Source organism: Gemmatimonadaceae bacterium (genome assembly GCA_035533015.1).
In the GTDB taxonomy this organism is placed as follows: domain Bacteria; phylum Gemmatimonadota; class Gemmatimonadetes; order Gemmatimonadales; family Gemmatimonadaceae; genus JAGWRI01.
This window is the reverse complement of the sequence record DATLUQ010000051.1, coordinates 252,821-275,535: the sequence shown is the minus strand read 5'-3', so window position 1 is coordinate 275,535 and position 22,715 is coordinate 252,821. Positions and strand designations below refer to the sequence as shown.

Here is a 22,715-nt window from a genome sequence, read left to right as displayed (position 1 = left end):
TCTCCGGGTCAGAACTGACGCTCGAGCGCGCGGTGCCGCTCCTCGACATCGCGCGGCGCGCGCGGCGTCCAGTAGGTCGACGCCGATGGATCGCGGGCGAGGGGGCTGCGGCCGAACGTCCGGCGCACATAGGCGATGGGCGTCAACGCTATAAAATAGACGATCCCGAGCGCGATCGGCGCGGTCACCCGCGAGAGGATGCGGCCGAACCCCATCCACACGCGCTCCACTGGGCCCAGGTGCGACGGCACGGCCACCCCCGCCACCAGCAGTACGAACCCGAGGCCGAACGCCACCTCGGCGCCAAGCGTGCGCTGGCGCCAGGCCAGGAGCACCGACAGCACCGAGAACGCCGCGGCGAGCGTGAACGCGAACTTCATTCCCTGCGCGCGGGTCAATCGAGTTGGAGCGGGCGATGCCATTGGGCAGGATCCTGAACGGGTTGATCGCGCTTGAGTAACACGAACGGGGGCAAGACGAGCGCATCGAGGTCGGTGCGCATGAAACAGTCGTAGGCATCAGCCGGCGTGCAGACGATGGGTTCCCCCCGCACGTTGAACGACGTATTGACCAGCAGCGGACACCCGGTGCGGTCGGCGAACGCGCGCAGCACGGCGTGGAGTCCCGGACTGCGCCCGGCGGTCACGGTCTGGATCCGCGCGGTGTAGTCCAGGTGCGTGACCGCGGGAACGTCGGAGCGCGGCTGATTGAGCCGCTCGATTCCCCACCGGGTGTCGCCCTTCGCCATTGGGATGCGCCGGTCGGTGCGCACCGGTTCGACGAACAACATGTACGGGGACTCGCCGTCCACCTCGAAGTACTCCGCGGCCCGCTCGGCAAGCACGCTCGGGGCGAACGGGCGGAACCCCTCGCGGAACTTCACTTTGAGGTTGATGCGCGCTTGCATCCGGGGATCGCGCGCGTCGGCCAGGATGCTGCGCGCGCCCAGGGCGCGCGGACCGAACTCCATGGCGCCGTCGAACCAGCCGATCACCTGCCCGGCCGCCAGCAGGTCGGCCGCACGGTCCACCGCGCCCTGGCGATCGAGGCGCTGCCACGTGGCGCCGAGCGCGGCCAGGTCCCGCTGGATATCGTCGGCGCCGTACACGGGGCCGAGTAGCGCGCCGCGCATGCCGTCATGTACGCCGTCCACGGCCCGCGGCGCGTCCAGGTACTGATGCCACGCGACGAACGCGGCGCCGAGCGCGCCGCCAGCGTCGCCCGCAGCCGGCTGCACCCATACGCGATCGAAGATCCTGGCGCGCCGGAGCTTGCCGTTGGCCACGGCGTTGAGCGCCACTCCGCCCGCCAGGCAGAGATTCGTCTCTCCGGTGTCGCGCCGCGCGGCGCGGGCCATGCGCAGCACGATCTCCTCGCACACCTCCTGCACCGACCTGGCGAGATCCATCTCGCGCTGCGTGAGCGCCGACTCCGGCGTCCGCGGCGGTCCGTCGACCAACGCCGAGAAGGCGTCGTTCGTCATCGTGAGTCCGTTCACGTAGTTGAAATACCGCTGGTTGAGCGTGAACGACCCGTCGTCGCGCAGGTCGATCAACTCGCGGTAGATCGTATCCACGTACCGGGGTTCGCCGTAGGGGGCGAGCCCCATGAGCTTGTACTCCCCGGAGTTGACCTTGAACCCGGCGTGATACGTGAACGCAGAATAGAGCAGGCCCAGCGAGTCGGGCCAATGCAGTTCCTGACGCAACTCGAGGTCGGCGTCGTGTCCCGCGCCGATGGACGCCGTGGCCCACTCGCCCACCCCATCGATGGTGAGAATGGCGGCGCGGTCGAACGGCGACGGATAGAACGCGCTGGCGGCGTGCGACTCGTGGTGTTCGGTGAACAGGACGCGTCCCTCGTAGTCGTCGAGGCCGCGGCGGATGGTGCGTTCGATGTCGAGCCGGTCGCGCGCCCAGAGCGGCGCCCCGTGGCGGAACGAGGCGAACCCAGCAGGTGCGGTCCAGAGAAAGGTCTCGAACACGCGGTCGAGCTTGAGCAGCGGCTTGTCATAGAACGCGACGGCCTCGAGGTCGCCTGCGCCGACGCCGGCGGCGCTCAGGCAGAAGGCGATCGCCCGCGCCGGAAACGCTTCGTCCCCCTTCTGGCGCGTGAAGCGCTCTTCCTGCGCCGCGGCGACGATCACCCCGTCGCGCAGGATGCACGCGGCGCTATCGTGGTAGAACGCGGAGATGCCCAGGACGAAACGCGGCATGGACCGGGTGCGGGGAGGAGCGCGGGCGGGGGCGGGGGCGGGCCACCGGGGGCGGGACGCCCGACGCAAGGACCCCGGGGCCGCCGTGGAACGTCACGCATAATAGAGCCGCCCCTGCCGCGTCGATAGGCCACGCGAGTGAGGATCAGCAATGGCGAATCGGCTCGCTTGAACCCTCTCCGTGCCCCGGCTAGGTTACGGATCTATCCGCGCGCGTAGCTCAGCTGGATAGAGCGTCGGCCTCCGGAGCCGAAGGTCACAGGTTCGAATCCTGTCGCGCGCGTCACTCCTATCCCATCGCACTGCGGCGCCCGGCGGGTCCCGGGCGCATCCGCGCCGCGGAACGCTCGAGCGGACCACCCCGTCGATTCCGTATCGACGCCGACCCTCCCACTCTCCCCAGCGGTCCGCCGTTCGCCGTCAGCCGCCGTCATGTCATCGCCGCCTTCCTCCCCGGCTCTCGTCAGCATCGCCGAACTCAAGCGCAAGACGCTCCCCGCCCTCCTCGAGATGGCGGAGGAGCTCGAGCTCGCCGATGTGGAGACCCTGCCGCGTCACGACCTGACGTTCCGGATCGAGCAGGCGCTGTTGGCCGGCGGGGCGCTGCTCACCGGACAGGGCGTATTGGAAGTGCTGCCTGAGGGGTACGGCTTCCTGCGCAGCCAGGATTACAATTACCTGGCGGGACCCGACGACATCTACGTGTCGCCGTCGCAGGTCAAGCGATTCGGCCTCCTGACGGGCGACACGGTCCACGGCCAGGTGCGCCCGCCCAAGGAATGGGAGCGCTATCTGGCTCTGCTCAAGGTCGAGTCGGTCAACGGCGACGACCCGGACCTGGCCAAGGAGCGGGTGCCGTTCGACAACCTGCGGCCGCGCTATCCCGAAGGACGGCTGCGCCTGGAGGTGAAGAGCGGCAACCTCAGCATGCGCGTGATGGACCTCATCGCACCCATCGGCAAGGGACAGCGCGGACTCATCGTGTCGCCGCCGCGCGCCGGCAAGACGCTCCTCCTCCAGGAGATCGCCAACGCCATCGCCGAGAACTACCCCGACGTCATCCTCATCGTGCTGCTCATCGACGAGCGCCCCGAAGAGGTCACCGACATGAAGTTCACGGTGCGCGGCGAGGTGATCAGTTCCACGTTCGACGAGGCGCCGCAGCGCCACGTCCAGGTGGCCGACATGGTGATCGAGAAAGCCCGGCGCCTCGTGGAGAGCAAGAAGGACGTGGTGATCCTGCTCGACTCGATCACCCGCCTCGGTCGCGCGCACAACGCCGTCATGCCGCACTCGGGTAAGATCATGTCGGGCGGCGTGGACGTGAACGCGCTGGAGAAGCCCAAGAAATTCTTTGGTGCCGCCCGCAACATCGAGAACGGCGGGTCGCTCACGATCATCGGCACCGCCCTCATCGAGACCGGCTCACGCATGGACGAGGTGATCTTCGAGGAGTTCAAGGGCACAGGCAACATGGAACTCATCCTCGACCGCAAGATCGCCGAGCGACGCATCTACCCCGCCATCGACATCAACCGCTCGGGCACGCGCAAGGAAGAATTGCTGTTCACGACGGAAGAACTGAACCGCGTGACGCTGCTGCGAACGTTCCTCGGCGACATGCCGGAACCCGAGGCGATCGAATTTCTGCTCAAGCAGATGTCGCGCTCCAAGAACAACAAGGAATTCTTCGTGCAGATGGCGCAGGGCGGCTGACGGTGGCCGCCACGGACCGGGGCCGGTGGCTGGCCGTGGACTGGGGCGAGCGGCGCATCGGACTCGCGATCAGCGATCCGACCGGCACGATCGCGTCGCCCGCCGGGCATATCGTGCGCCGCGCCGGCAAGCGCCCGCCGATCGCCGAGCTCATCCGGCGCGGCCAGGCACTGGAAGCCCGTGGCTTCGTGCTCGGCCTGCCGCTCGACGGAGATGGCAACGACACGCCGCGCGCCGTCGAAGTGCGCCGCGTGGGTGACGAATTGGAGAAGCGCACCGGCCTGCCCGTGCGCCTCCTGGACGAACGATTCACCACGGCCGCCGCGCTCCGCGCGGTGCACGAAATGGGCGGCTCCACCCGCGGCCGCAAGGGTGACGTGGACGCCCTGGCTGCCACCGTGCTGCTGCAGCACGCCCTGCGCCATGACGCATAGACGCCTCGCCCACACCGCGGCCGCCCTCGCCGCCGGTCTCGCGCTCGCCGCCTGCGCCACCAACGACGCCTCGACGGCGCGCGTGACCGTGCCCACCGGTGCGTCGGTGCGCGTGGCCGCCGACTCGCTCGCCAACGCCGGCGTGATCCGCTCGGCGCGCTGGTTCCGCGCCTACGCCTGGGTGCTCGGCGGCGACCGGCGCATCAAGGCCGGCACCTACGAACTGCGCCGCGGCGACAGCTGGGGCACCGTGCTCGACATGCTGCGCGCCGGCCGCGGCCTGGTGGCCACCGTGATCATCCCCGAAGGCTTCTCGCTCGCCCAGATCGAACCGCTGCTCGCCGAGAAGCTCGGCACGCCGGAAGACTCCGTGCGCGCCGCCGTGCGCGACACCGCGCTGCTCGCGCGGCTCGACCTGCCCACGCCGACGATCGAGGGGTACCTCTTTCCCGACACATACACGTTCTCAGAAGGCACCACGGCGCGCCAAGCCGTGACCATCATGGAGCGCCGCTTCGAGCACGAGTGGAAGCCGGCGTGGACCGCCCGTCTCGACACGCTCGGCATGTCGCGCAACGACGTGATGACGCTGGCGTCGATCGTGGAGAAGGAAGCCAAGCTGCCCGAGGAGCGCCCGGTGATCGCCGCCGTGTACATGAACCGGCTGCGCGCTGGAATGTTGCTGCAAGCAGATCCCACGGTGCAGTACGTCCTGCCCGAACACGAGAACCGCCTGCTCTACAAGGACCTCAGGGTGAAGTCGCCGTACAACACCTACCGGCACCTCGGCCTGCCGCCGGGACCGATCGCGTCCCCCGGCAGCGCGAGTATCCTCGCCGCGCTCTACCCGGCCCACGTACCCTACAAGTACTTCGTCGCGGCGCCGGATGGCCACCACGAGTTCCGCGTGGACTACAGGGCACACGAAGCGGCCGTGATCGAGATGCGCCGTGAGCGTGACGCGCAGGCCAAGAAGTCCAAGTCGGGCCGCGACACGAGCGCCGCGCGCGCGCCGGGCAGGAAATCGGGTTGACTGTCATGGCCAGCGAATTCGCCGTCGTCTCCCCCAAGGGCGTCCGCCGGTGGGACCGCGGTCATCCCTGGATCTATCGCAGCGACGTCGTCGCCCGGCCCGACGCGCCGGCCGGTGTGCTGGCGGTCCGCGACCAACGCGGCAAGCCGCTGGGTTGGGCGCTGTGGAGTCCCAGATCGGAGATTTCGTTGCGGCTGCTGTCGCGCGATCCTGAGGCGCCGATCGACGCCGGCTGGTGGCGCAAACGCATCGGAGCCGCGATCGAACGGCGGGGGCCGCTGCGCGACTCCGCCAATGCCTACCGGCTGATCCACGCCGAGGGCGACGGCCTGCCGTCGCTCGTCTGCGACCGGTACGACCGCTGGCTCGTGGTGCAGTTCATGAGTGCCGGGCTCGAATCGGCCCGCGCCGACGTGATCGAGGCGCTACGCGTCGTGGTCGCGCCCGACGGCATTCTGGCGCGCAACGACGCTTCGTTGCGCGACAAGGAGGGTCTGCCGCGCGCCGTGGAACTGCTCTACGGCGACGTGCCGCGAGAGATCGAGGTCAGGGAGAACCACGTACGGTACCTGGCCGCGCCGTGGGACGGCCAGAAGACCGGGGCGTTCCTCGATCAACGTGAAAACCGGGCCTCCATCGGTGCCCTGGCACGGGGCCGCGCGCTCGACTGCTTCAGCTACCACGGCTCGTTCGCGCTCCACCTCGCCGGGAGGGCGGAGCGTGTGCTCGCCCTCGACAGCTCGGCCGCCGCGCTCACCCGGGCTCGCCAGAACGCGGCGCTGAACGGATTCACGAACATCGAGTTTCTCGAAGCCAATGCGTTCGATTATCTGAGGACGGCCGAGCGCGGGCACCAGCGATTCGACACGATCGTGCTCGACCCGCCGGCATTCGCCAAGACCAAAGCCGCGTTGGCGGCCGGCATCCGGGGATACAAGGAAGTGAACCTGCGCGCCATGCGCCTGCTCGCGCCGGGCGGGGCGCTATTCACCGCGAGCTGCAGCTTCCACCTGACCAAGCCACGCTTCCTGGAGATGCTCGAAGCCGCGGCGGCTGACTCGGGTCGTCGGCTCGCACTGCGCGAGGTAGTGGGGCAGCCGCTCGACCACCCGGAGATCCTCACCATCCCGGAAACCGGCTACATCAAGGGCGCGATCGTCGAGGCGATGGACTGAACCACGTCAACGACGCTGGCATCCGGGACAGAAATAGGTGGAACGCCCGCCCTGCACGACGCGGCGGATCGCCGTTCCGCAGCGGCGGCATGCCAGGCTCTCGCGGTCGTACACGTTGAGCCGGGCCGCGCCGACCCCGGTACGCCGGGCGCCGGTGGCGCGCGCGATCACGGTGCGAATGGCTGCAATGAGCACCGCCAGCCGCCTCGGCGACAGCGACGACGCGCGCGCCCGGGGACTGATCCGGGCACGCCAGAGCGCTTCCGCCGCGTAGATGTTGCCGAGGCCCGCGATCACGCGCTGGTCGAGCAGTACCGGTTTGATCGGGCCACGCCGCGTGGCCAGTCGCGTGCGCAGGTATCGGGGGGTGAGCGCAACGTCCGCCGGCTCCACGCCCAGGTCCAGCACGAGCGGCGATCCGGCCGCGTGCACATCGAGCGTGGCCAGCGCCCGCGCGTCTTCGAGCACGAGCCGCCGTCCGTCGTCCAGCGTGAAAACCGCGCGGGCAAAGCGGGGCAGCGGCCGGGTAGCCGGCTCCACCAGCCAGTCTCCCGTCATGCGAAAGTGCGCGTGGAGCACCCGGCCGTCGGCCAACCGGATCAATTGATGCTTGCCCCGGCGCTTCACGTCGGCGATGCGGGCGCCCGAAAGTCCGCGTGCGACGGCGGGGTCGATTCGCCGCGTCAGGCTCGGGTGCAGCAGGTCGGCGCGCACGATCGTCCGCCCGCGCAACGCGCGGCGCACCATGCGGACAGCGCGTTCGACTTCGGGAAGTTCGGGCATCGGGCACGGCGGCGGTTGACGGGAGGCCGGTGACCCGGCAAGATGCGCGCGTGCCCAACGGTACTCGATCGCCCGACACCCCGCCACACGGCAGCGACGCGCGCAGCGCCGCCGTACGGCGCGTGCTGGGCACGGTGCTCGTGCTCAACGCGCTGGTGGCGGCCCTGAAGCTGGCGGTGGGCATACGCACCCACGCGTTGGCGGTGCTCGGCGCGACGCTGGAATCCGGGCTCGACCTCTTCAACAACGTCATCGGCATGACACTGGTGGCGATCGCCGCCCGCGGCCCCGATGAGGACCATCCGTACGGCCACGCGAAGTTCGAGACGATCGGCACGGTCGGCATCGTCGGATTCCTCTCGATCTCGTGTTTCGAACTGCTGCGCGAGGGGGTGATGTCGCTGATACGCGCCCGCGGCGCGCACGCCGTGTCGATGGTCGACGTCGGCGTGATGGTGGTCACGCTCTTCGTGAATGCCGGCATCGTGTGGTACGAGCGCGGGCGGAGTCGGGCGCTGGAGAGCACGTTCCTCGCCGCCGATGCGGCGCACACGTCGAGCGACATCTACGTGACCCTGCTCGCCCTCGCGTCGCTCCTCCTCACGCGAGCCGGCGCCTCGCGGGCCGACGCGATCCTGGGCATCGCCGTCGCGTTGCTCATCGCCCGGACGGGCTGGCAGATCCTGCGGCAGTCGGTGCCGATTCTGGTGGACGCCCGAGGCATGGACGCCGCCAAGCTGCGCCGAATCGCCACCGCCATTCCCGGCATTCGCGACGTCCGCACCGTGCGGTCGCGCTCCACGCCGTCCGGGCAGTTGTTCGTGGAGATGACGATCGTCGTCGACGGCGCGTCGAGCGTGGAATCCGCGCACGCGCTTGCCGACGCCCTGGAGCGGGAGGTGGCCCGCGCAGCCGGTCATGCGGAAGTCGTCGTGCACGTGGAGCCAGTTTAGCGAAAGACCCGCTTGCGCGGCGGCACGGCCTATACAACATTTGTGAGTCCACACCCGGGTGCGCATGGCCTCGCGACCGCAGCGCTCTCTTCGATACGAGTACGACCTGTACGTCGAAGAGGAAATCGAGAACTACAAGGAATCGATACAACGTTCGGCCCTGCTCAGTATCGGGGACGAAGCGGTGTCTCGGCTCGGCTCGGGCGACCAGATCCTGCTCACCGAACTGTTGCTCTGCGACGAGGTGAACCGGATCATCTTCAAGCGGTTGCGGCTGCCCGGCTACGACACCTGGCGCCGCAAGCGGCTCAAGCTGGCCAAGGAGTTGCGACGTCCCGAGCACTGGGGGCTGACGGCCGACCACGCCGCCGTGCGCGCCATGGCGCAGACGTCTGAAGGGCGCGTGCTTGTGGCTGGCGCCACGGAAGAGGGATCGGCGCTCTACTTGGCGGCCAACGGGTGCCAGGTCACGGCAGTGCACCGCGAGACGCAGGCCCTGGAGCGCGTACGCGTGGCCGCGAACGAGGCGGGACTCGCCGAGCGCGTGCGCGCTGTGGCCACCGACCTCACGACCTGGAAACCCGACGCGCCCCTCACCGCCGTCATCTGCGCGCCGGCGGCACTGGCCGGGCTCAACATGAAGGACCGGCGGCGGGTCATCGAAGTTCTGCAATCGGCCACCGCGGAAGGCGGAGTGCACCTGATGCAGACCGTCGCCGCGGGCAAGCGGCGCAAGATGCCGTCGCTCGATGAACTGCGGAAACGCTATCGTGGCTGGCTGGTCACGGTGGATGAGCCCGGCGCGGACGGAAGCGTGAATACCTTCATGGCTCGCAAGGAGATCGCGTAAGCGTATCACATTGACACGCAGCGTCTCGTTGTGTGCGTGTCAAGGAGCGACAGGTCGACGCGAGGCGCGACGGCCGGTCGCTCCTTTGTCGTTCAAGTGCAACGACTTGGCTAATGACCGCGGTTGGCACCCGGTCTGCTATGGATGGCATCGTCCGCGCGGCGATATCTGCCGCGCAACCGGGGCGGGCGGCGACCCGTTCTCGCCGCCCCGTCCCGTGTCATCTGAGTGAGCGGCAGTGGTGATTCTATAATGAAAGCGGAACGCAAGACGACCAAGGAACTGGAGCCGGTGGGCATCGTCATCTCGCAGGGGTGGCAGGAGGAGAAGCCCACGGTGTTCAGCGCCTACGTGTGGGGGCCGGCGCCAGAGGACGGCGTGGGCAAGGGCAAGCCGGTGGCGGCGTAGCCAGCAGGGCCGTCGGCGGGGATGGCTCGAGACCCCGGGCCCAGAACCTCGGCCTCCAGAAGATACGGAAACAAGAAAGCCGGCGCTCGCGCGCCGGCTTTCTTGTTTTCCTGCGAAGAGCGCGAACTACTTTCTCTTCTTACGGCCGCCCTTCTTGGCCGGACGACGCTTCGTCGCCTTCTTGGCGGCCTTGCGGCCTTTCTTGGCGCCCTTACGGGCCTTCTTTGCAGCTGCCATGGTCAAATCTCCAATATTGGAGGTTGATCTACTCGACCGATCCCCCGGTGGATCGGCGAGTCAGCGACCGGAAACCGAAGTCTCCGGCCGCCGCTGCATTCGTCTCCGCGGAGACGAATGAAGCTCGTATCCGTCGCGTGATACCGTGCGGCGGATGAAGGGGAACACTGAGCATACGCTGTTTGATTCGAACGACGACTGGAAACGAAAAACGCCACGTGCGGAGCGGCGCGCGGCGGTGACGATCGAATGGATGGCGCGGTGTCGTGCGTGACACGCGGATTGTGATTCTCGCGCGTCGGATGACGAATGCGGAGCACGGTGGGAGACGGCGAGCCCGCCGCGGACGGTGCTGATCGCGGCCTGCGATTGCTGCAGTTGGAGGAACGCTCGTCGCGATGAATCCACCGAGTACCCTCGAGTGCACGTCAATAGTTACTCCGCGCGAATATAGGAACGCGCCAAGTTGCGCGCAATAGTGAGTTTACGGGTCGCGCCGCGCGCTGCACACGGACTTCCATCATCGAATGCGCGAGGCGAGTTTCCATGCGCGCCACGCAACGTGGCGGAAACCACCCACACGAAAATCAGAAGCGAGGCACGCGTGAGAGCGCTGGTCAAGGAAACTGCGGCTCCCGGATTCACAATGAAGAACGTCCCTGAGCCGACGATCAGAGACGATGAAGTGCTCATCCGCGTGCGGGCCGCGGGTGTCTGCGGCACCGACGTGCACATCTACGAATGGGATGCGTGGGCGCAGGGGCGCTGTAAGCCGCCGTTCACAGTCGGCCACGAATTCGCCGGCGAAGTAGCGCGGGTGGGCAAGCTGGTGACCGACGTGCATGTGGGCGACCGGGTGACGGCGGAGGGGCACATCGTGGACGGGCGCTGCCTGCTGTGCCGCACCGGCAACTCCCACGTCTGCCCGTACACCAAGATCATCGGCGTCGATCGCGACGGGTGCTTTGCCGACTACATCGCGATGCCCGCCACCAACGTCTGGCACCTGGACGACGACGTGTCGTTCGACGTCGGCGGCATCCACGACCCGATGGGCAACGCCTTCCACACCGCGCTCACCGCCGACATCCCGGGCGCCACGGTGCTCATCACCGGCTGCGGCCCGATCGGACTGTTCGCGGTGGGCATCTGCAAGGCGGCCGGCGCGTCGCGCATCATCGCCTCCGACGTCAACGAGACACGGCTCGCACTCGCCCGCCGTATGGGGGCGCACGACGTCGTCCACCCGAACGAAGCGGCGGCCGCCGTGCGCGCCGCCACCGAAGGACTTGGCGTGGACGTCGTGCTCGAGATGTCGGGGGTGCCGTCCGCCATCCACCAGGCGTTCGAGCTGGTGCGGGTGGGGGGACGGGTCCAGATGCTCGGCATCCCGTCCAAGCCGATCGAGATCAATCTCGCCACCGAAGTGATTTTCAAGGGAATCACGATCTACGGAGTCGTGGGCCGCCGGATGTACGATACCTGGCATCAGGTCACGCGGTTCCTGCGCTCCGGAATGTTCGACCCGACGCCGGTGATCACACATCGCTTCCCCCTCGAGCAGTTCGACGAGGCGATCAATGCCATCAAGACCGGCGCCGCCGGCAAGGTGATCTTCGAGATCGCATGACGAACCACCGTATGACCGCAGCACAGGCAGACCACACGGCCACGGATCATGGATCGCGGCCGCGAATCCGCATGCGCCAAACGAGGTGACTGGACCATGTCCGTGAATCAGCGATTCGTGAAGCAACTCAGCGGCGCGATCGACCAGCTCAAGGCCGACCGCGTGTACAAGACGCTCAATCATCTCGAATCACCCCAGGCCGCCCGAGTGCGCATGGAAGGCCGCGGCGAGGTGATCATTCTCTCGTCGAACAACTACCTCGGACTGTGCAACGAGCCGGCCGTGGTGCAGGCCGGGATCGACGGGCTCAGGACGTTCGGTGCCGGCACCGGCAGCGTGCGGTTCATCTGCGGGACGTTCACCGTGCACCGCGACCTCGAAGCGGGGCTGGCGCGGTTCGTGGGGTGCGAGGCATCGATGTCGTACGTGAGCGCCTGGAACGCGAACGAGGGACTCACCGCGACGATCGTCGAGGAGGGAGACTTCGTCGTGAGCGACGCCCTCAACCACGCCTCGATCATCGACTCCATCCGTCTCGCCAAGGCGATTACCAAGTGCACGACCGGCGTGTACAAGCACGGCGATCTGGACGACCTGCGCGCCAAGCTCGAAGGGGCCCGGTCGGCCCGCCGGCGGTTGATCTGGACCGACGGCGTGTTCTCGATGGAGGGTTCCATCGCCAGGCTCCCCGAGCTCGTGCAGATGGCGCGCGACCACGACGCCGTGCTCATCGTCGACGATTCACACGCCACGGGAGTGCTCGGCAAGAACGGCCGCGGCAGCGCCGAGCATTTCGGGTTGCTCGGTGAGATCGACATCATCACATCCACGCTGGGTAAGGCCCTCGGCGGGGCAGCGGGCGGATTCACGGCCGGCCCGGCAGCCCTCACCGATTATCTGATCCAGCGATCGCGCCCGCAGCTCTTCTCGAACGCGCTGCCCCCCACCGTGGCGGCCAGCGCCCTGGCCTCGGTGCGGTTCATCGAGCAGCACCCCGACCGCGTGCAGACGCTGCGCGACAACGCCCGCTACTTCCGCGAGCAGATCATCGAGGCTGGTTTCAAGCCGCTGGCCGGTGAGACCCCGATCATCCCGATCATCGTGGGCGAAACCGCAGCCGCGATTCAGATGTCGGACATGCTCCTCGCCGAGGGGGTGTTCGTGACGGGATTCGGCTTCCCGGTGGTGCCCCAGGGGCAGGCCCGGGTCCGTTGCCAGATCTCGGCGGCCCATACGAAGGCGGATCTGGACCAGGCGATCGAGGCATTCAAGCGAGTCGGGAGGAAGTTGAAGCTGGTGTGAGTCGACGAACGGTGGGATGGTGGCGTGCGTCACGCAGTGAACCGTCCTACCGAGCGGCGACGGGGTTCTGTGACCCCAGCCCCCCGGACCTCGTCCGTGTGACGGGAGACCGCCGTGGGCGGCACTCGGACTTCACCTCGAGGAATCGTATGAAAGCGATCCGTTCACTGGCGGCAGCCGTCGCGGTCTTGACGCTGGTGCCCGTAGGCGCCAAGGCCCAGGCCGTTCGCCCGTTCCAGAACTCCTGGTTCTGGGGGCTGAAAGCGGGCAGTACGCTCATGTCGGCACCTAGCCAGTCCAACGTCACCTCCGCGATGGCCGGTATCGACTGGCTGATCACGCGCGACCGCGGCGGTCTGTACGTGTCGTTCGATCAGTCGTTTCTGTCCCAGTCCGCCGTGCTCGCCGACTCGGCGAATCCCACCGACACGCCGAGCCAGGTGAGCCTGAAGAACATGAGGCGGTTCACGATCCTGCTCATGGCCTACCCCGGATCGAGCCTCCGCTACCACCCGTATGCGGGATTGGGCATGACGTACAACCAAGTGGGCTCGGTCACGCCCGCCACGCCCTACACCTCGGCGGACCAGTCGACGTTGGCCCAGAACATCATCCAGCAGTACGAGTCGGTGTTCGCGCCGGCGGTGATGCTCGGAGTGCAGATGCAGTTCCGCAACTCCGGCCTCTTCGTGCAGGGCATGGGATGGCCGGCCAACCAGAATTTCTTCTTGTACAACAGCCGCTCATTCAACGCCTCGATCGAGATCGGGCTCCGCTACAACTTCGGCAGTTCCATCGAAGACGACCGCTGATCGTACCGCATGACGTGAACACGGGCGTGGATCGATACGGTCCACGCCCGTTCTTCTTCGTCCCCTGGAAGGCTCAGGGCTTGCCGCTCGGTTGGCGGTCGAGCACGATCTCGATCACTCGCAGCATATTGCCGCCCAGGATCTTGGTGATGTCGGTGTCGGTGTACCCCCGGTCGATGAGACCCTGTGCGATGTTCGGCAGGTAGGTCACGTCGAGCATATCGGCGGGAAGCAGGCCGTCCACGCCGTCGAAGTCGCTGCCCAGCCCCACATGGTCCACGCCAGCCACCTGGACGATATGATCGATGTGGTCGAGGAGCACGGACAGCGGCGGGCGCGGCAGAGCATGGATGCGCTGATTCGTGAGGCTGTCATATGCGGAGCGCAACTTGGCGGTGTCGGCTCCGGGCTGGCGCATGGCGGCCTCCGCCTCAGCTGCCGTGGTCTTCCGGACGCTGTCTTCGGCAGCGGCAAACGTGGGATCGATGAACGGTGCATTGAAGTTCACGTCCACCACCCCGTCGTTGCGCGCCACGGCGCGCAACATGTCGTCGGTCATGTTGCGGGGGTGCCCGCCCAACGCCCGAGAACTGGAGTGCGACGCGATCACCGGGTCCTTGCTCGTGGCGATCACATCATAGAACGTCGAATCCGACACATGCGAGATGTCGACGAGCATGCCCAGCCGGTTCATCTCGCGCACGACATCCTTGCCGAAGTCGGTGAGCCCGGCGGTGCTCGTGCCGTTCACGCCGATGGATGAGCCGGCCCAGTCGTTGCCGTTGTTCCAGGTGAGGGTCATGTACCGCGCACCCTGGGCGTAGAGCTGGCGCAGCTTGTCCAGCGAGTTCTCGATGGCGTGGCCGCCCTCGACGCCGATGAAGATGGCGACCTTGCCCTCCTTCTTCGCCCGGCGCACGTCGTCCGAGTTGGTGGCGAAGATCAGGGAATCGGGATGGCGGTCCACGAACGCATGGATCGTGTCCATGTACGCTTCCACCCGAACCCAGGACTGGCCGGGCTTGACCAGGGGGTACTTCGCATCGATGAATGCCGACAGGAACTGCGCGGTGATGCCCGATTCGACGAGCCGCGGCAGATCGGTGTCGCCTTTCGTCTTTCCGTAACCAGGCTGGTGGCGGACGTCGGCGTCGTAGCCGTCGTCGAGCATGCGGCTGGGAAGGTCGTTGTGCGTGTCGATGACCACGGCGTTGCGATAGACCTTGGCGGCGCGGGCGGACACGGGCGGAACGGTGACGGCGGATGACGGCATATGGGAAGACTCCGGCCGGCCGCAGGCCGTGCAGGCGAGGGCGAGGGCGAGGGCGAGGGCGACGATGGCCGCGGGGGCATGGCGGCGCACGGGCTTGGGGGGAAGGGGGATCACGGCGAGTAGCGCCGTCGCGGAAAGTTGGGCGGGGTGCGCGACACGAAGGGATCGCCGGCCACGGCGAAGCGCAAGAGCCAGTCGGCGGCGCGGCGAATGCCGATGCGCGGCGTCACCACCACCTCGCCGTCGGCTACCGGAGCGCTGGCGCGGATAACGAGTGGCGAGCGCTGCAGGGAGCACGCGTTGTGTCGCCCGTCTATGCCCAGCGCGTCGCAGAGCTTGGCCGGCCCATTGGTGAGGTCCACATCCCGCCGGGGATGGCCCCGCCGGTCCCGCATCAGCGCCAGACCCGCCACCGGCGACACGGCGCGGATGAGCACGGCGCTGGGCAGTCCGCGCGCACGCGTGACCGCATTGACGCACCAGTGCATGCCGTAGATGAAGTACACGTACGCCGATCCCGGCGGCCCGTACAGTGGCGCGGTGCGCGCCGTGAGCCCGGCGGCCGCATGGCACGCGGCATCGTGTTCACCGAGGTAGGCCTCGGTCTCCACGATGCGCCCGCTGGCCACGCCGTCGGCGGTCCGGCATTCGAGTATGGCGCCGAGTAGATCGCGTGCGACCAATTCCGTGCCGCGCGCGAAGAAGCGGGCCGGGAGCACGGCCCCATGGCGCGAGCGCCGCGCGGGAAGCGCGGCGCTCGTCGTCATGCCTCGGCCGTCTCGGTCGTCGCGGGCTTCCGGCCGCGCCGAGCACGCGGCTTCTTGGCCGGAGATTCGGCCGCCGTCTCCGGCGCTCCGCTCTCGATCTTGGCGGCTTTGGGTCGACCACGCGTCTTCTTGGCCATCGGCTTCGCCTCTGCGATAGCGGAAGTCGCCACCACGGCGGCCGAAGGCGCCGTTTCCACGACCCCGAAGCTGAGCAGGTTGGGAGGCAGTTCGCCGGTCTTTCCGCCGCGGCCACGAGCGCCGCCGCCACGGGGTCCCAGCCCAAGCCGCAGGCCGGGGACTGCCGGGGGCTTGGCCGGCGTCGCCGTGACCTCGGCCGCCGCCAGCTGTTCAGCCACGGGCGCCGCCGATACGGCGCGCGATACGTCGTAGTCGTCGCCGTGGCGGCGCAGATCGATCATGTCCGCGTCGTGCGCGTCCTGAAGGATGCGCGCGAAGTTGCGCTCGCCCAGGCTCTCGCTGTCGCGGCCGAGCAGCTCGTGTGCGCGTTGGCGCACGGCGCTGGCCTGCACGGTCTCTACACCCGTGGTGAGCGTCTCGACGGCGCGGCGTACAAGGTCGAACGCTTCGTTGCGCGTCAGTCTTTCGCCGACCGTGCCCACGCTCTGGCCGCTCCGGCGCGCGGGGCGCGCGGCCTCGGGGACCGGCTCTACCGTCGCCGCCACTTCGCTGCCCGCACTGAGTTCGAGTTGCGGTGCTTCGGCGCTGCGTCCCCCGCGGCCGCGCCCGCGTCCGCCGCGGCGGCCGCGGCGGCCACCGCGCTCCTCGGCCGGTGCCTCGCTGCGCTCGGCGGCCGGCTGGACGGGGGCGTGACCCGCCTCGCCCGATGGCATACCCACTTCGAGCTGTCCGTTCTCGAGCTTCGTGAGGCTGAGCAGCCCGCGGGCGGCGGCATCCTGCACGAACTTGGAAAACTTGGAGTGGCCGGTGTTCTTCTCGTCGAACGTGTTGTCGATGTCCTGCATCACCTGCTTGAGGCGGTCGGAGCGCATGACGTCGCCATTGCGCTTCATCCGGCCGATGGCCTCGCTGACCAACTCCCATGGATCGTACTTGCGGGACGTCTCCTCTTCGCTGGCTTTCACGAGGCCGGCCAGCGCGTTGTAGCTGTAGTATTCGTCGCAGTTCATCACGAGCAGGTCACTCGACGACTCGCGGATGCCCACGCCGATCACGTACTTGCCGTACTCCTTGAGCTTGATGACGAGACTCGAGAAGTCGGAGTCGCCCGAGAGGAGAATGAAGGTGCCGATCTCGAGGCGCGTGAATACGAGTTCGAGCGCGTCGATCGCCAACCGGATGTCGGTGGCATTCTTCTTGGCAGAGCCGTACGCCGGCGCGAAGATGAGATCGATGGACGCTTCGGTGAGCGGGACGATGTACTGCGGATACCGGCGCCAATCGGCGTAGGCGCGCTGGACGGCCACCTTGCCCTTGATGATGTCGGAGCCGAGCAGGTTGCGGAGTTCGTTCCCGAGGTCGGAGCGAATCCCCATCGTCACATTGTCGAAGTCGATGAGGAGGGCCGCGTTTGGCGCGTGCATCGGCACGGCGGCCATCGGGTGCGCGGAAGCGACCGTGGCTTGCGGGCCGCGGTGGATGAGGGCGCCGTGCGAGCGAGTCGGCTCACGGCGCTGATTACGAGGGTTCATGCCCTTTCCTAAGTCGAGTCCCAGGGACTCGTAGCGGTGGTCGGTTCGACCGCCGAGTGCGCGGGGCAGATCGTCTGCGAAGTTGGAGCGCGGACGATCGTCACCGGGCAGCGCCCGTCGATCGGCACGCGACCCGCCGGGCGCCCACCTGCGGAGCGGCGCTGCGGAGAGTCTCGGTTCGGAGGGCGCGCCCGGAGGCGGCGCTCTCCCGGCAGGCGTACGGCTGCCGTGCTGCCGCCCGGTCCGCAGGACCGCGCCATCGCATCTGTTGCGACGTACGCGGAGGGCCGAGCGCCAAGCATTTAATGTATCGCTGAACTGGTTGGGAGGAAAGTGAGCCCGGGTGGTTGGGGGGTTCGCCCGCCTGTATGTTTGGTTCGAAACCGCCGCGCATGACGCGCGTACGGACGGAGGGTTCGTGACGCGATTTGGGTTTCGCAACCGGCTGTTTGTCATCCTCCTGTCGTTCGCCCTCGTGCCCTCGGCGGTACTGGCGGCCGGCTGGTTCGCGACCAGCCAATACGTGTTCTCTCTGGTCGGGGCCAGCACGGCCTGGGATAGCACGGCCGCCACCGGCGCGCGCGCCTTCCAAGCCATGCGGGGCCTACCTCTCACCCCTGCCCAGGAGGGAGCCATCAACGCCCATGAAAAGCGTCTCCACGACAACCTCGTGCAGTCCAAGCGCGCCGCCTTCGTGTACCAGCGCGCCGTCTACGTGGCCGCCGGGGTGCTCCTCCTGGCGCTGGGTGTGTTGGGGCTGGGCGCGTCGCGGGTGGCCGGGCACCTGAGCCGGCAGCTCAGCCGCCCCCTGCTGGAACTGGTGGGATGGACGGGGCGCATCGGACGCGGAGAACCGCTTCCCGAACGTTCGTCCACGCGTGGGGCGCCGGAGTTCGAGACACTCCGCACGCGGATGCGGACGATGTCCGATGAACTGGCGCTCGGCCGGACGCGCGCGCTCGAAGCGGAGCGGGCATCGGCCCTGCGCGATGCAGCCCGCCAGGCGGCGCACGAACTGAAGAATCCGTTGACTCCCATCCGGTTCGCCGTCGCCCGGCTGAAGCGCGAGGCGCCGTCGGCGCTTGCGGAGACCGTCGAGGTGCTGGCCACGGAAACGGCTCGGTTGGAGGCGTTGGCGAGGAATTTCTCGCAATTCGGCAAACTGCCCGAGGGGCCGCGGTCGCGGGTGGACGTGGGGGAGTTGGTGCGGTACACGGCGCGGGCATCGGTGCCCGAATCGATGCCGCTCACCGTGCACGTGGACGAGGACCTCCCGATGGTGTGGGGACACCACGACGCACTGCAGCGCGCGGTGAGCAACGTGGTGTTGAATGCGGTGGAGGCCTGCCGTGAGGCCGGACATGGCGCGATCGCTGTACAGGTGGGCCGTGCCGAGTGCGACGGGCGGGATGCCGTGTCGCTCGCCGTGACCGACACCGGCCCCGGCATCGCCCCGGAACGGGTGGCGCGAATGTGGGAGCCATACGTGACGTACAAGGCAGGCGGGACGGGCCTCGGTATGGCGATTGCACGCCAGACCGTACTGGCCCACGATGGGAAGGTGTTTGCCGAGAGCGCGCCAGGCGCGGGGACGACCATTCGGTTCGTCCTCCCCGTGGGCGCGGAGGAACCTGGGGCGCAGCCGCCCGCCGCCAACTTGACGAGGGAAGAAGCATGAGATTGGAAGACATGTTCGTTGCCATCGCCGGCGTGGCCCTCACGGCCTATATCTTTCGCGGCATCTTCAGCCTGATCGCGCGGTACCTGGACGCCAGGGCACGGCCGGTCATGGGTTCCGAGACCGAGCAGCGGATCGCGCGGATCGAGCAGGCCGTGGACGCGATCGCGGTGGAGGTCGAACGCATTTCCGAAGGGCAGCGCTTCACCACGCGTCTGTTGTCCGATCGCGCGGCCCCCTCCGTCCATCCTCCGTCCAAACCCGGGGTACCATCATGACGGCGTCCATTCTTGCCCAGCAAGTCATACTGCCTCCCGGCATACCCGACAACGCCATCCCGATCGTCGGCATCGTGTTCGGCACGATCATGATCATGGTGATCGCGACGCCGATCATCCGGGCCGTGATCCGGGCCGTGGAGCGTCGCACCACGCCGCCGACCGCGGAGACCCTGCCACCGGATCTCGACGCACGGCTGGATCGTATCGAACAGGCCGTGGATTCGATCGCCGTGGAAATCGAGCGGGTGGCCGAATCGCAGCGCTTTCTGACCAAGCTCCAGACCGAACAGCGCTCGCTCGGCGCGCCCCAGCAGCCGCCCCGCTGAGGAGCGCGGCCACTGATGCCCAGCGTGCTGATCATCGACGACGAGCCCAACATCAGGCGGATGGTTGGCGCTTTGCTCGCTTCCGAAGGGTTTGAAGTGCGCGAGGCCGCGGATGGCGCCACCGGCGTACTGCGGGCCGCCGAGAGTGAGCCAGACGCGGTGCTCCTCGATCTCATGATTCCCGGGGAGATGGACGGCATGGCCGTGCTGGCCAAGCTGCGCGAGACGACGCCCGACACGCCGGTAGTGATGATGAGCGGTAAGGCCGGGCTCACCGACGCCGTGAAGGCCACCAAGCTCGGCGCTTTCAACTTTCTGGAAAAACCTCTGAGCCCCGAAGGCGTGCTGCTCGCGCTCTCCTCGGCCATCGAACTGCGACGCGCCCGACGCGAAGCCAAGGCGTTGCGCGCCGAGGTGGGACTGGGCGGCGAGATGGTGGGCCGGAGCCAGGCCATGGAGCGCGTGCGTGAGATGATCGCGCGCGTGGCGGCCACCGACGCCCGCGTGCTCATCACGGGTGAATCGGGCACGGGCAAGGAGTTGGTGGCCGCGGCCATCCACGAGGGAAGCCCGCGGCGGGACCGGGCGTTCGTGCGGGTGAATTGCGCCGCCATTCCCCGGGACCTCGTGGAGAGCGAGATGTTCGGCCACGAGAAGGGCGCGTTCACCGGAGCGTCGGACCGCCGCATCGGACGGTTCGAGTTGGCGCACGGCGGCACCCTGCTGCTCGATGAGGTTGGGGATCTGGGACAGGAAGCGCAGGCCAAGTTGCTCCGCGCCATCGAAGCCAAGGAGATCGAGCGCGTGGGCGGCGGGAGCCCCATCCGCGTGGATGTGCGCATCCTGGCGGCGACCAACAAGGATCTCTCGCGCGCCGTGGCCGAGGGCGCGTTTCGCGAGGACTTGCTGTTCCGCCTCAACGTGATCCCGTTGTTCGTGCCGCCGCTGCGTGAACGCCCCGACGACATCCCACTGCTCGTGGCGCACTTCTCGGTGCTCCACCGTGGCCGCACCGGTCATCCGGCACCGCGATGGACCGACGACGCGATCGCGTTGCTCACGCGCTACCGGTGGCCCGGCAACGTGCGCGAGTTGGCCAACGTGGTGGAGCGACTCGCCATTCTGCAGGCCGGACGCCAGGTGACCGCAGCGGACGTGCAGCGCGTGGTGGCCATCGGCCGTGGCGAAGGTGCCGTGGATACGCCGCCGTTTCCCGACCCCGCCCAGCTCACCCGGCCGCTGAGCGACACGCTCGACGAATACGAGCGCACGCTGATCTCGCGGGCGCTGTCGATGGCCGGAGGAAACGTGGCCGAAGCGGCGCGCCGACTGCAGACCGACCGCCCGAATCTGTATCGGCGGATGCGGCGGCTGGGGATCGGGCATGACGCGGGATAGGGGTGCCGCCGTTCCGGCACGGGGGGTGCGTATCGCGGACTCGACCCACGACATTAGGAGCATGCTCATGCGTCGCACCACGCTCACGCTGGCGCTCATCCTTGTTCCGCTCCTATTGCACGCCCAGCAGCGCGACTCCACGCTCCACCGGCGGGCGCTTCCGCGCGACATCGCGCAGCGGGTCGTGCGCCTGTACAACGCGAGCGGCACGCTGCGCGCCCAGGGCCCGTTCGACGTCGATTCCGGCCGGAAGATCGGTGGCGCCCTGGCGGTGCTGGACGGACCGTTGACCATCGCCGGCCACGTGGCCGGCGACGTCGTGGTCATCAACGGGAACGTGACGGTGACCGAGACGGCCCGGATCGACGGCGACCTCTTGGTCGTGGGCGGTGAAGTGGCGGGCCGCGCTCGTGGGTACGTGGGCGGTGAGATTCGCATCTACCGCGACGAGCTGCGCTACGTGCGCCGGGACGACCGCATCGCGGTCGCTGACTCGGGCGGCGAGGAGGACGCGTGGTGGCGACGGTTCGAACCCCGTCGCGACGCGAGTGGCAGCAAGTTCCAGGTGGCGAGCGCCGGCGTCTACAACCGCGTGGAAGGGCTGGCGGTGAATCTCGGGCCGCAGGTGTTCTACGACTTCGGCAACGGAAGCGCACAACTGGACGGGTACGCGGTGCTCCGCACGGCGAGCAGCTTCCGGTCGAGAGCCAACGACGTGGGGCACAACCTGCATGGCGAACTGAAGCTCGGAACCGCCCGCGGCGTCCTGATTGGTGCGGGCGCATACAACCTGGTGGCACCGGTGGAGTCGTGGGGACTGTCGAGCCTCGAGACCGGACTGGCGGCCGCCCTCTTTCGGCGGGACTACCGCGACTATTACGAACAACACGGGGGAGGCCTGACCGCCGGGGTATTCCAGGGTCTCAACAATCGGTTCACCCTGTCGTATGCCGACGAACATTGGACGCCGCGCACCGCCAACAACGCATGGACCCTGTTCCGATCGAACGTCGCGTGGCGCCCCAATCCGGTGGAGGACGCCGCCCACCTGCACCTGCTGGACGCGACACTCGAACTAGACACGCGCACCGACGTGGAGAACCCGTGGGCGGGCTGGTATCTGATGGCCCAACTCGAGCACGGGGTCGGACACATGGATTCGCTCGGCATAACCGACGCGACCCGCGCCTACCCCAACGGCCGAGTGAATTACAACCGCGCGTTCGTGGACGCGCGGCGGTACAACCGCATCTCACGCGGCGCGCAACTCAATCTGCGCGTCGTCGCGGGCGGCTGGATCAGCGGCGATCCGCTGCCGCTCGAGCGCCGGCTGTCCGTGGACGGCTACGCGGCCCTCCCGGGATTCGCATTCCGCAGCCCGCAGGGCGGCGAAGACGTATCTACGTGCACGTACGGCACGATTCCTTCGGGTTACCCCGCGCAGTGCGATCGGATCGCGCTGGCTCAGGCCGAATACCGCAGCGATCTCCATGTGCGCCTGTTCGACTGGGACGAGGACAGTTGGCTCCGCCCGCATTTCCGCGCCGATGGGGCCTGGGTGGTGTTCCTCGACGCGGGGCGCGGATGGCTGGTGGGCGACCGCGGGGGCCCGATGACCTATCGGTCGGGCGAGATGCCCGCGCTGTCGACGTTCCGCAGCGATCTCGGCGCGGGGTTGGACTTTGACGTGTTCGGCATCTACGTGGCCAAGGCGCTCTCGACGGCGGGGCTGCCGGCGCGCGTGTTCGTCCGCTTCCAACATCGCTTCTAGCGC

General features: G+C 68.1%; 21 protein-coding genes and 1 tRNA gene. 16 read left to right on the top strand and 6 right to left on the bottom strand.

Features of this window, described 5'->3' with window-relative positions:
• Positions 1-8: 8 nt before the first annotated feature.
• The gene (locus VNF92_11125; protein HVA58434.1) at positions 9-398 is read right to left on the bottom strand and encodes an SxtJ family membrane protein; all 390 of its coding nucleotides are present in this window, start codon (positions 396-398) and stop codon (positions 9-11) included.
• Positions 395-2,215, bottom strand: a complete 1,821-nt coding sequence (locus tag VNF92_11120) for a carbamoyltransferase (protein ID HVA58433.1) — start codon at positions 2,213-2,215, stop codon at positions 395-397. Before VNF92_11120 ends, VNF92_11125 begins: the two co-directional genes overlap by 4 nt.
• A 209-nt stretch (positions 2,216-2,424) precedes the next feature.
• On the opposite strand from VNF92_11120, the gene VNF92_11115 reads away from it, so the two are divergent.
• From VNF92_11115 to VNF92_11095, 5 genes are all read left to right on the top strand, one after another.
• Positions 2,425-2,498 (top strand) — tRNA-Arg (locus tag VNF92_11115).
• 149 nt (positions 2,499-2,647) lie between these two features.
• Positions 2,648-3,931 (top strand): transcription termination factor Rho, encoded by a 1,284-nt coding sequence (gene rho / locus VNF92_11110; GenBank protein ID HVA58432.1) that lies wholly within the window; start codon positions 2,648-2,650, stop codon positions 3,929-3,931.
• A gap of 2 nt (positions 3,932-3,933) precedes the next feature.
• Complete coding sequence (gene ruvX / locus VNF92_11105) at positions 3,934-4,365, top strand: Holliday junction resolvase RuvX (GenBank protein HVA58431.1); 432 nt, start codon at positions 3,934-3,936, stop codon at positions 4,363-4,365.
• Positions 4,355-5,398, top strand: coding sequence for an endolytic transglycosylase MltG (gene mltG, locus VNF92_11100; GenBank protein HVA58430.1), 1,044 nt, complete (start codon positions 4,355-4,357; stop codon positions 5,396-5,398). Before ruvX ends, mltG begins: the two co-directional genes overlap by 11 nt.
• A gap of 5 nt (positions 5,399-5,403) precedes the next feature.
• Positions 5,404-6,573, top strand: a complete 1,170-nt coding sequence (locus VNF92_11095; GenBank protein ID HVA58429.1) for a class I SAM-dependent rRNA methyltransferase — start codon at positions 5,404-5,406, stop codon at positions 6,571-6,573.
• A 6-nt stretch (positions 6,574-6,579) separates the two neighbouring features.
• Here the strand turns inward: VNF92_11095 and mutM are convergent, their stop codons facing one another.
• Complete coding sequence (gene mutM / locus VNF92_11090; GenBank protein ID HVA58428.1) at positions 6,580-7,356, bottom strand: bifunctional DNA-formamidopyrimidine glycosylase/DNA-(apurinic or apyrimidinic site) lyase; 777 nt, start codon at positions 7,354-7,356, stop codon at positions 6,580-6,582.
• Between the two features lie 29 nt (positions 7,357-7,385).
• On the opposite strand from mutM, the gene VNF92_11085 reads away from it, so the two are divergent.
• The 6 genes from VNF92_11085 (at position 7,386) to VNF92_11060 (ending at position 13,548) form a co-directional block, all read left to right on the top strand.
• On the top strand, positions 7,386-8,309 hold the full coding sequence (locus VNF92_11085) for a cation diffusion facilitator family transporter (GenBank protein HVA58427.1): 924 nt from the start codon (positions 7,386-7,388) through the stop codon (positions 8,307-8,309).
• A 64-nt stretch (positions 8,310-8,373) separates the two neighbouring features.
• The gene (locus tag VNF92_11080) at positions 8,374-9,159 is read left to right on the top strand and encodes a hypothetical protein (protein HVA58426.1); all 786 of its coding nucleotides are present in this window, start codon (positions 8,374-8,376) and stop codon (positions 9,157-9,159) included.
• Between the two features lie 252 nt (positions 9,160-9,411).
• Complete coding sequence (locus VNF92_11075; GenBank protein HVA58425.1) at positions 9,412-9,567, top strand: hypothetical protein; 156 nt, start codon at positions 9,412-9,414, stop codon at positions 9,565-9,567.
• 799 nt (positions 9,568-10,366) lie between these two features.
• Positions 10,367-11,434 carry an L-threonine 3-dehydrogenase gene (gene tdh, locus VNF92_11070; GenBank protein HVA58424.1) on the top strand — a complete coding sequence of 356 codons (1,068 nt, stop codon included), beginning with the start codon at positions 10,367-10,369 and terminating at the stop codon, positions 11,432-11,434.
• 96 nt (positions 11,435-11,530) lie between these two features.
• Positions 11,531-12,736 carry a glycine C-acetyltransferase gene (locus VNF92_11065; GenBank protein ID HVA58423.1) on the top strand — a complete coding sequence of 402 codons (1,206 nt, stop codon included), beginning with the start codon at positions 11,531-11,533 and terminating at the stop codon, positions 12,734-12,736.
• 149 nt (positions 12,737-12,885) lie between these two features.
• Entirely contained in the window at positions 12,886-13,548 is a 663-nt protein-coding gene (locus VNF92_11060) for a hypothetical protein (protein ID HVA58422.1), read from the top strand.
• 73 nt (positions 13,549-13,621) lie between these two features.
• On the opposite strand, the gene VNF92_11055 is transcribed toward VNF92_11060, so the two are convergent.
• Genes VNF92_11055 through VNF92_11045 form a run of 3 tightly spaced genes read right to left on the bottom strand, consistent with a single transcriptional unit; the run spans position 13,622 to position 17,258 of the window.
• Positions 13,622-14,935, bottom strand: a complete 1,314-nt coding sequence (locus VNF92_11055) for a dipeptidase (protein ID HVA58421.1) — start codon at positions 14,933-14,935, stop codon at positions 13,622-13,624.
• Positions 14,932-15,588: a DNA-3-methyladenine glycosylase gene (locus tag VNF92_11050; GenBank protein HVA58420.1), complete on the bottom strand. Its 657-nt coding sequence runs from the start codon at positions 15,586-15,588 to the stop codon at positions 14,932-14,934. The genes VNF92_11055 and VNF92_11050 overlap by 4 nt, the downstream gene beginning before the upstream one ends.
• The gene (locus VNF92_11045) at positions 15,585-17,258 is read right to left on the bottom strand and encodes an NYN domain-containing protein (protein HVA58419.1); all 1,674 of its coding nucleotides are present in this window, start codon (positions 17,256-17,258) and stop codon (positions 15,585-15,587) included. Before VNF92_11045 ends, VNF92_11050 begins: the two co-directional genes overlap by 4 nt.
• Positions 17,259-17,676: 418 nt before the next feature.
• Between VNF92_11045 and VNF92_11040 the strand changes: the two genes are divergently transcribed.
• The 5 genes from VNF92_11040 to VNF92_11020 all read left to right on the top strand — a co-directional run bounded on the left by VNF92_11040 (position 17,677) and on the right by VNF92_11020 (position 22,712).
• A complete protein-coding gene (locus tag VNF92_11040) occupies positions 17,677-18,936 on the top strand; it encodes a HAMP domain-containing sensor histidine kinase (protein ID HVA58418.1) in 1,260 nt (419 codons plus the stop codon).
• The gene (locus VNF92_11035; protein HVA58417.1) at positions 18,933-19,214 is read left to right on the top strand and encodes a hypothetical protein; all 282 of its coding nucleotides are present in this window, start codon (positions 18,933-18,935) and stop codon (positions 19,212-19,214) included. The genes VNF92_11040 and VNF92_11035 overlap by 4 nt, the downstream gene beginning before the upstream one ends.
• Positions 19,211-19,543, top strand: coding sequence for a hypothetical protein (locus VNF92_11030; protein ID HVA58416.1), 333 nt, complete (start codon positions 19,211-19,213; stop codon positions 19,541-19,543). Before VNF92_11035 ends, VNF92_11030 begins: the two co-directional genes overlap by 4 nt.
• A gap of 15 nt (positions 19,544-19,558) precedes the next feature.
• Positions 19,559-20,941, top strand: a complete 1,383-nt coding sequence (locus tag VNF92_11025; protein HVA58415.1) for a sigma-54 dependent transcriptional regulator — start codon at positions 19,559-19,561, stop codon at positions 20,939-20,941.
• A 67-nt stretch (positions 20,942-21,008) separates the two neighbouring features.
• Entirely contained in the window at positions 21,009-22,712 is a 1,704-nt protein-coding gene (locus VNF92_11020; GenBank protein HVA58414.1) for a hypothetical protein, read from the top strand.
• Positions 22,713-22,715: the final 3 nt, after the last annotated feature.

Bases quoted from the DNA above. Each gene is read 5' to 3' on its own strand.
- VNF92_11120 (HVA58433.1), bottom strand. From the start codon at position 2,215: ATGCCGCGTTTCGTCCTGGGCATCTCCGCGTTCTACCACGATAGCGCC.
- rho (HVA58432.1), top strand. From the start codon at position 2,648: ATGTCATCGCCGCCTTCCTCCCCGGCTCTCGTCAGCATCGCCGAACTC.
- mltG (HVA58430.1), top strand. From the start codon at position 4,355: ATGACGCATAGACGCCTCGCCCACACCGCGGCCGCCCTCGCCGCCGGT.
- VNF92_11095 (HVA58429.1), top strand. From the start codon at position 5,404: ATGGCCAGCGAATTCGCCGTCGTCTCCCCCAAGGGCGTCCGCCGGTGG.
- mutM (HVA58428.1), bottom strand. From the start codon at position 7,356: ATGCCCGAACTTCCCGAAGTCGAACGCGCTGTCCGCATGGTGCGCCGC.
- VNF92_11080 (HVA58426.1), top strand. From the start codon at position 8,374: ATGGCCTCGCGACCGCAGCGCTCTCTTCGATACGAGTACGACCTGTAC.
- VNF92_11075 (HVA58425.1), top strand. From the start codon at position 9,412: ATGAAAGCGGAACGCAAGACGACCAAGGAACTGGAGCCGGTGGGCATC.
- VNF92_11065 (HVA58423.1), top strand. From the start codon at position 11,531: ATGTCCGTGAATCAGCGATTCGTGAAGCAACTCAGCGGCGCGATCGAC.
- VNF92_11060 (HVA58422.1), top strand. From the start codon at position 12,886: ATGAAAGCGATCCGTTCACTGGCGGCAGCCGTCGCGGTCTTGACGCTG.
- VNF92_11050 (HVA58420.1), bottom strand. From the start codon at position 15,588: ATGACGACGAGCGCCGCGCTTCCCGCGCGGCGCTCGCGCCATGGGGCC.
- VNF92_11045 (HVA58419.1), bottom strand. From the start codon at position 17,258: ATGAACCCTCGTAATCAGCGCCGTGAGCCGACTCGCTCGCACGGCGCC.
- VNF92_11035 (HVA58417.1), top strand. From the start codon at position 18,933: ATGAGATTGGAAGACATGTTCGTTGCCATCGCCGGCGTGGCCCTCACG.
- VNF92_11030 (HVA58416.1), top strand. From the start codon at position 19,211: ATGACGGCGTCCATTCTTGCCCAGCAAGTCATACTGCCTCCCGGCATA.
- VNF92_11025 (HVA58415.1), top strand. From the start codon at position 19,559: ATGCCCAGCGTGCTGATCATCGACGACGAGCCCAACATCAGGCGGATG.
- VNF92_11020 (HVA58414.1), top strand. From the start codon at position 21,009: ATGCGTCGCACCACGCTCACGCTGGCGCTCATCCTTGTTCCGCTCCTA.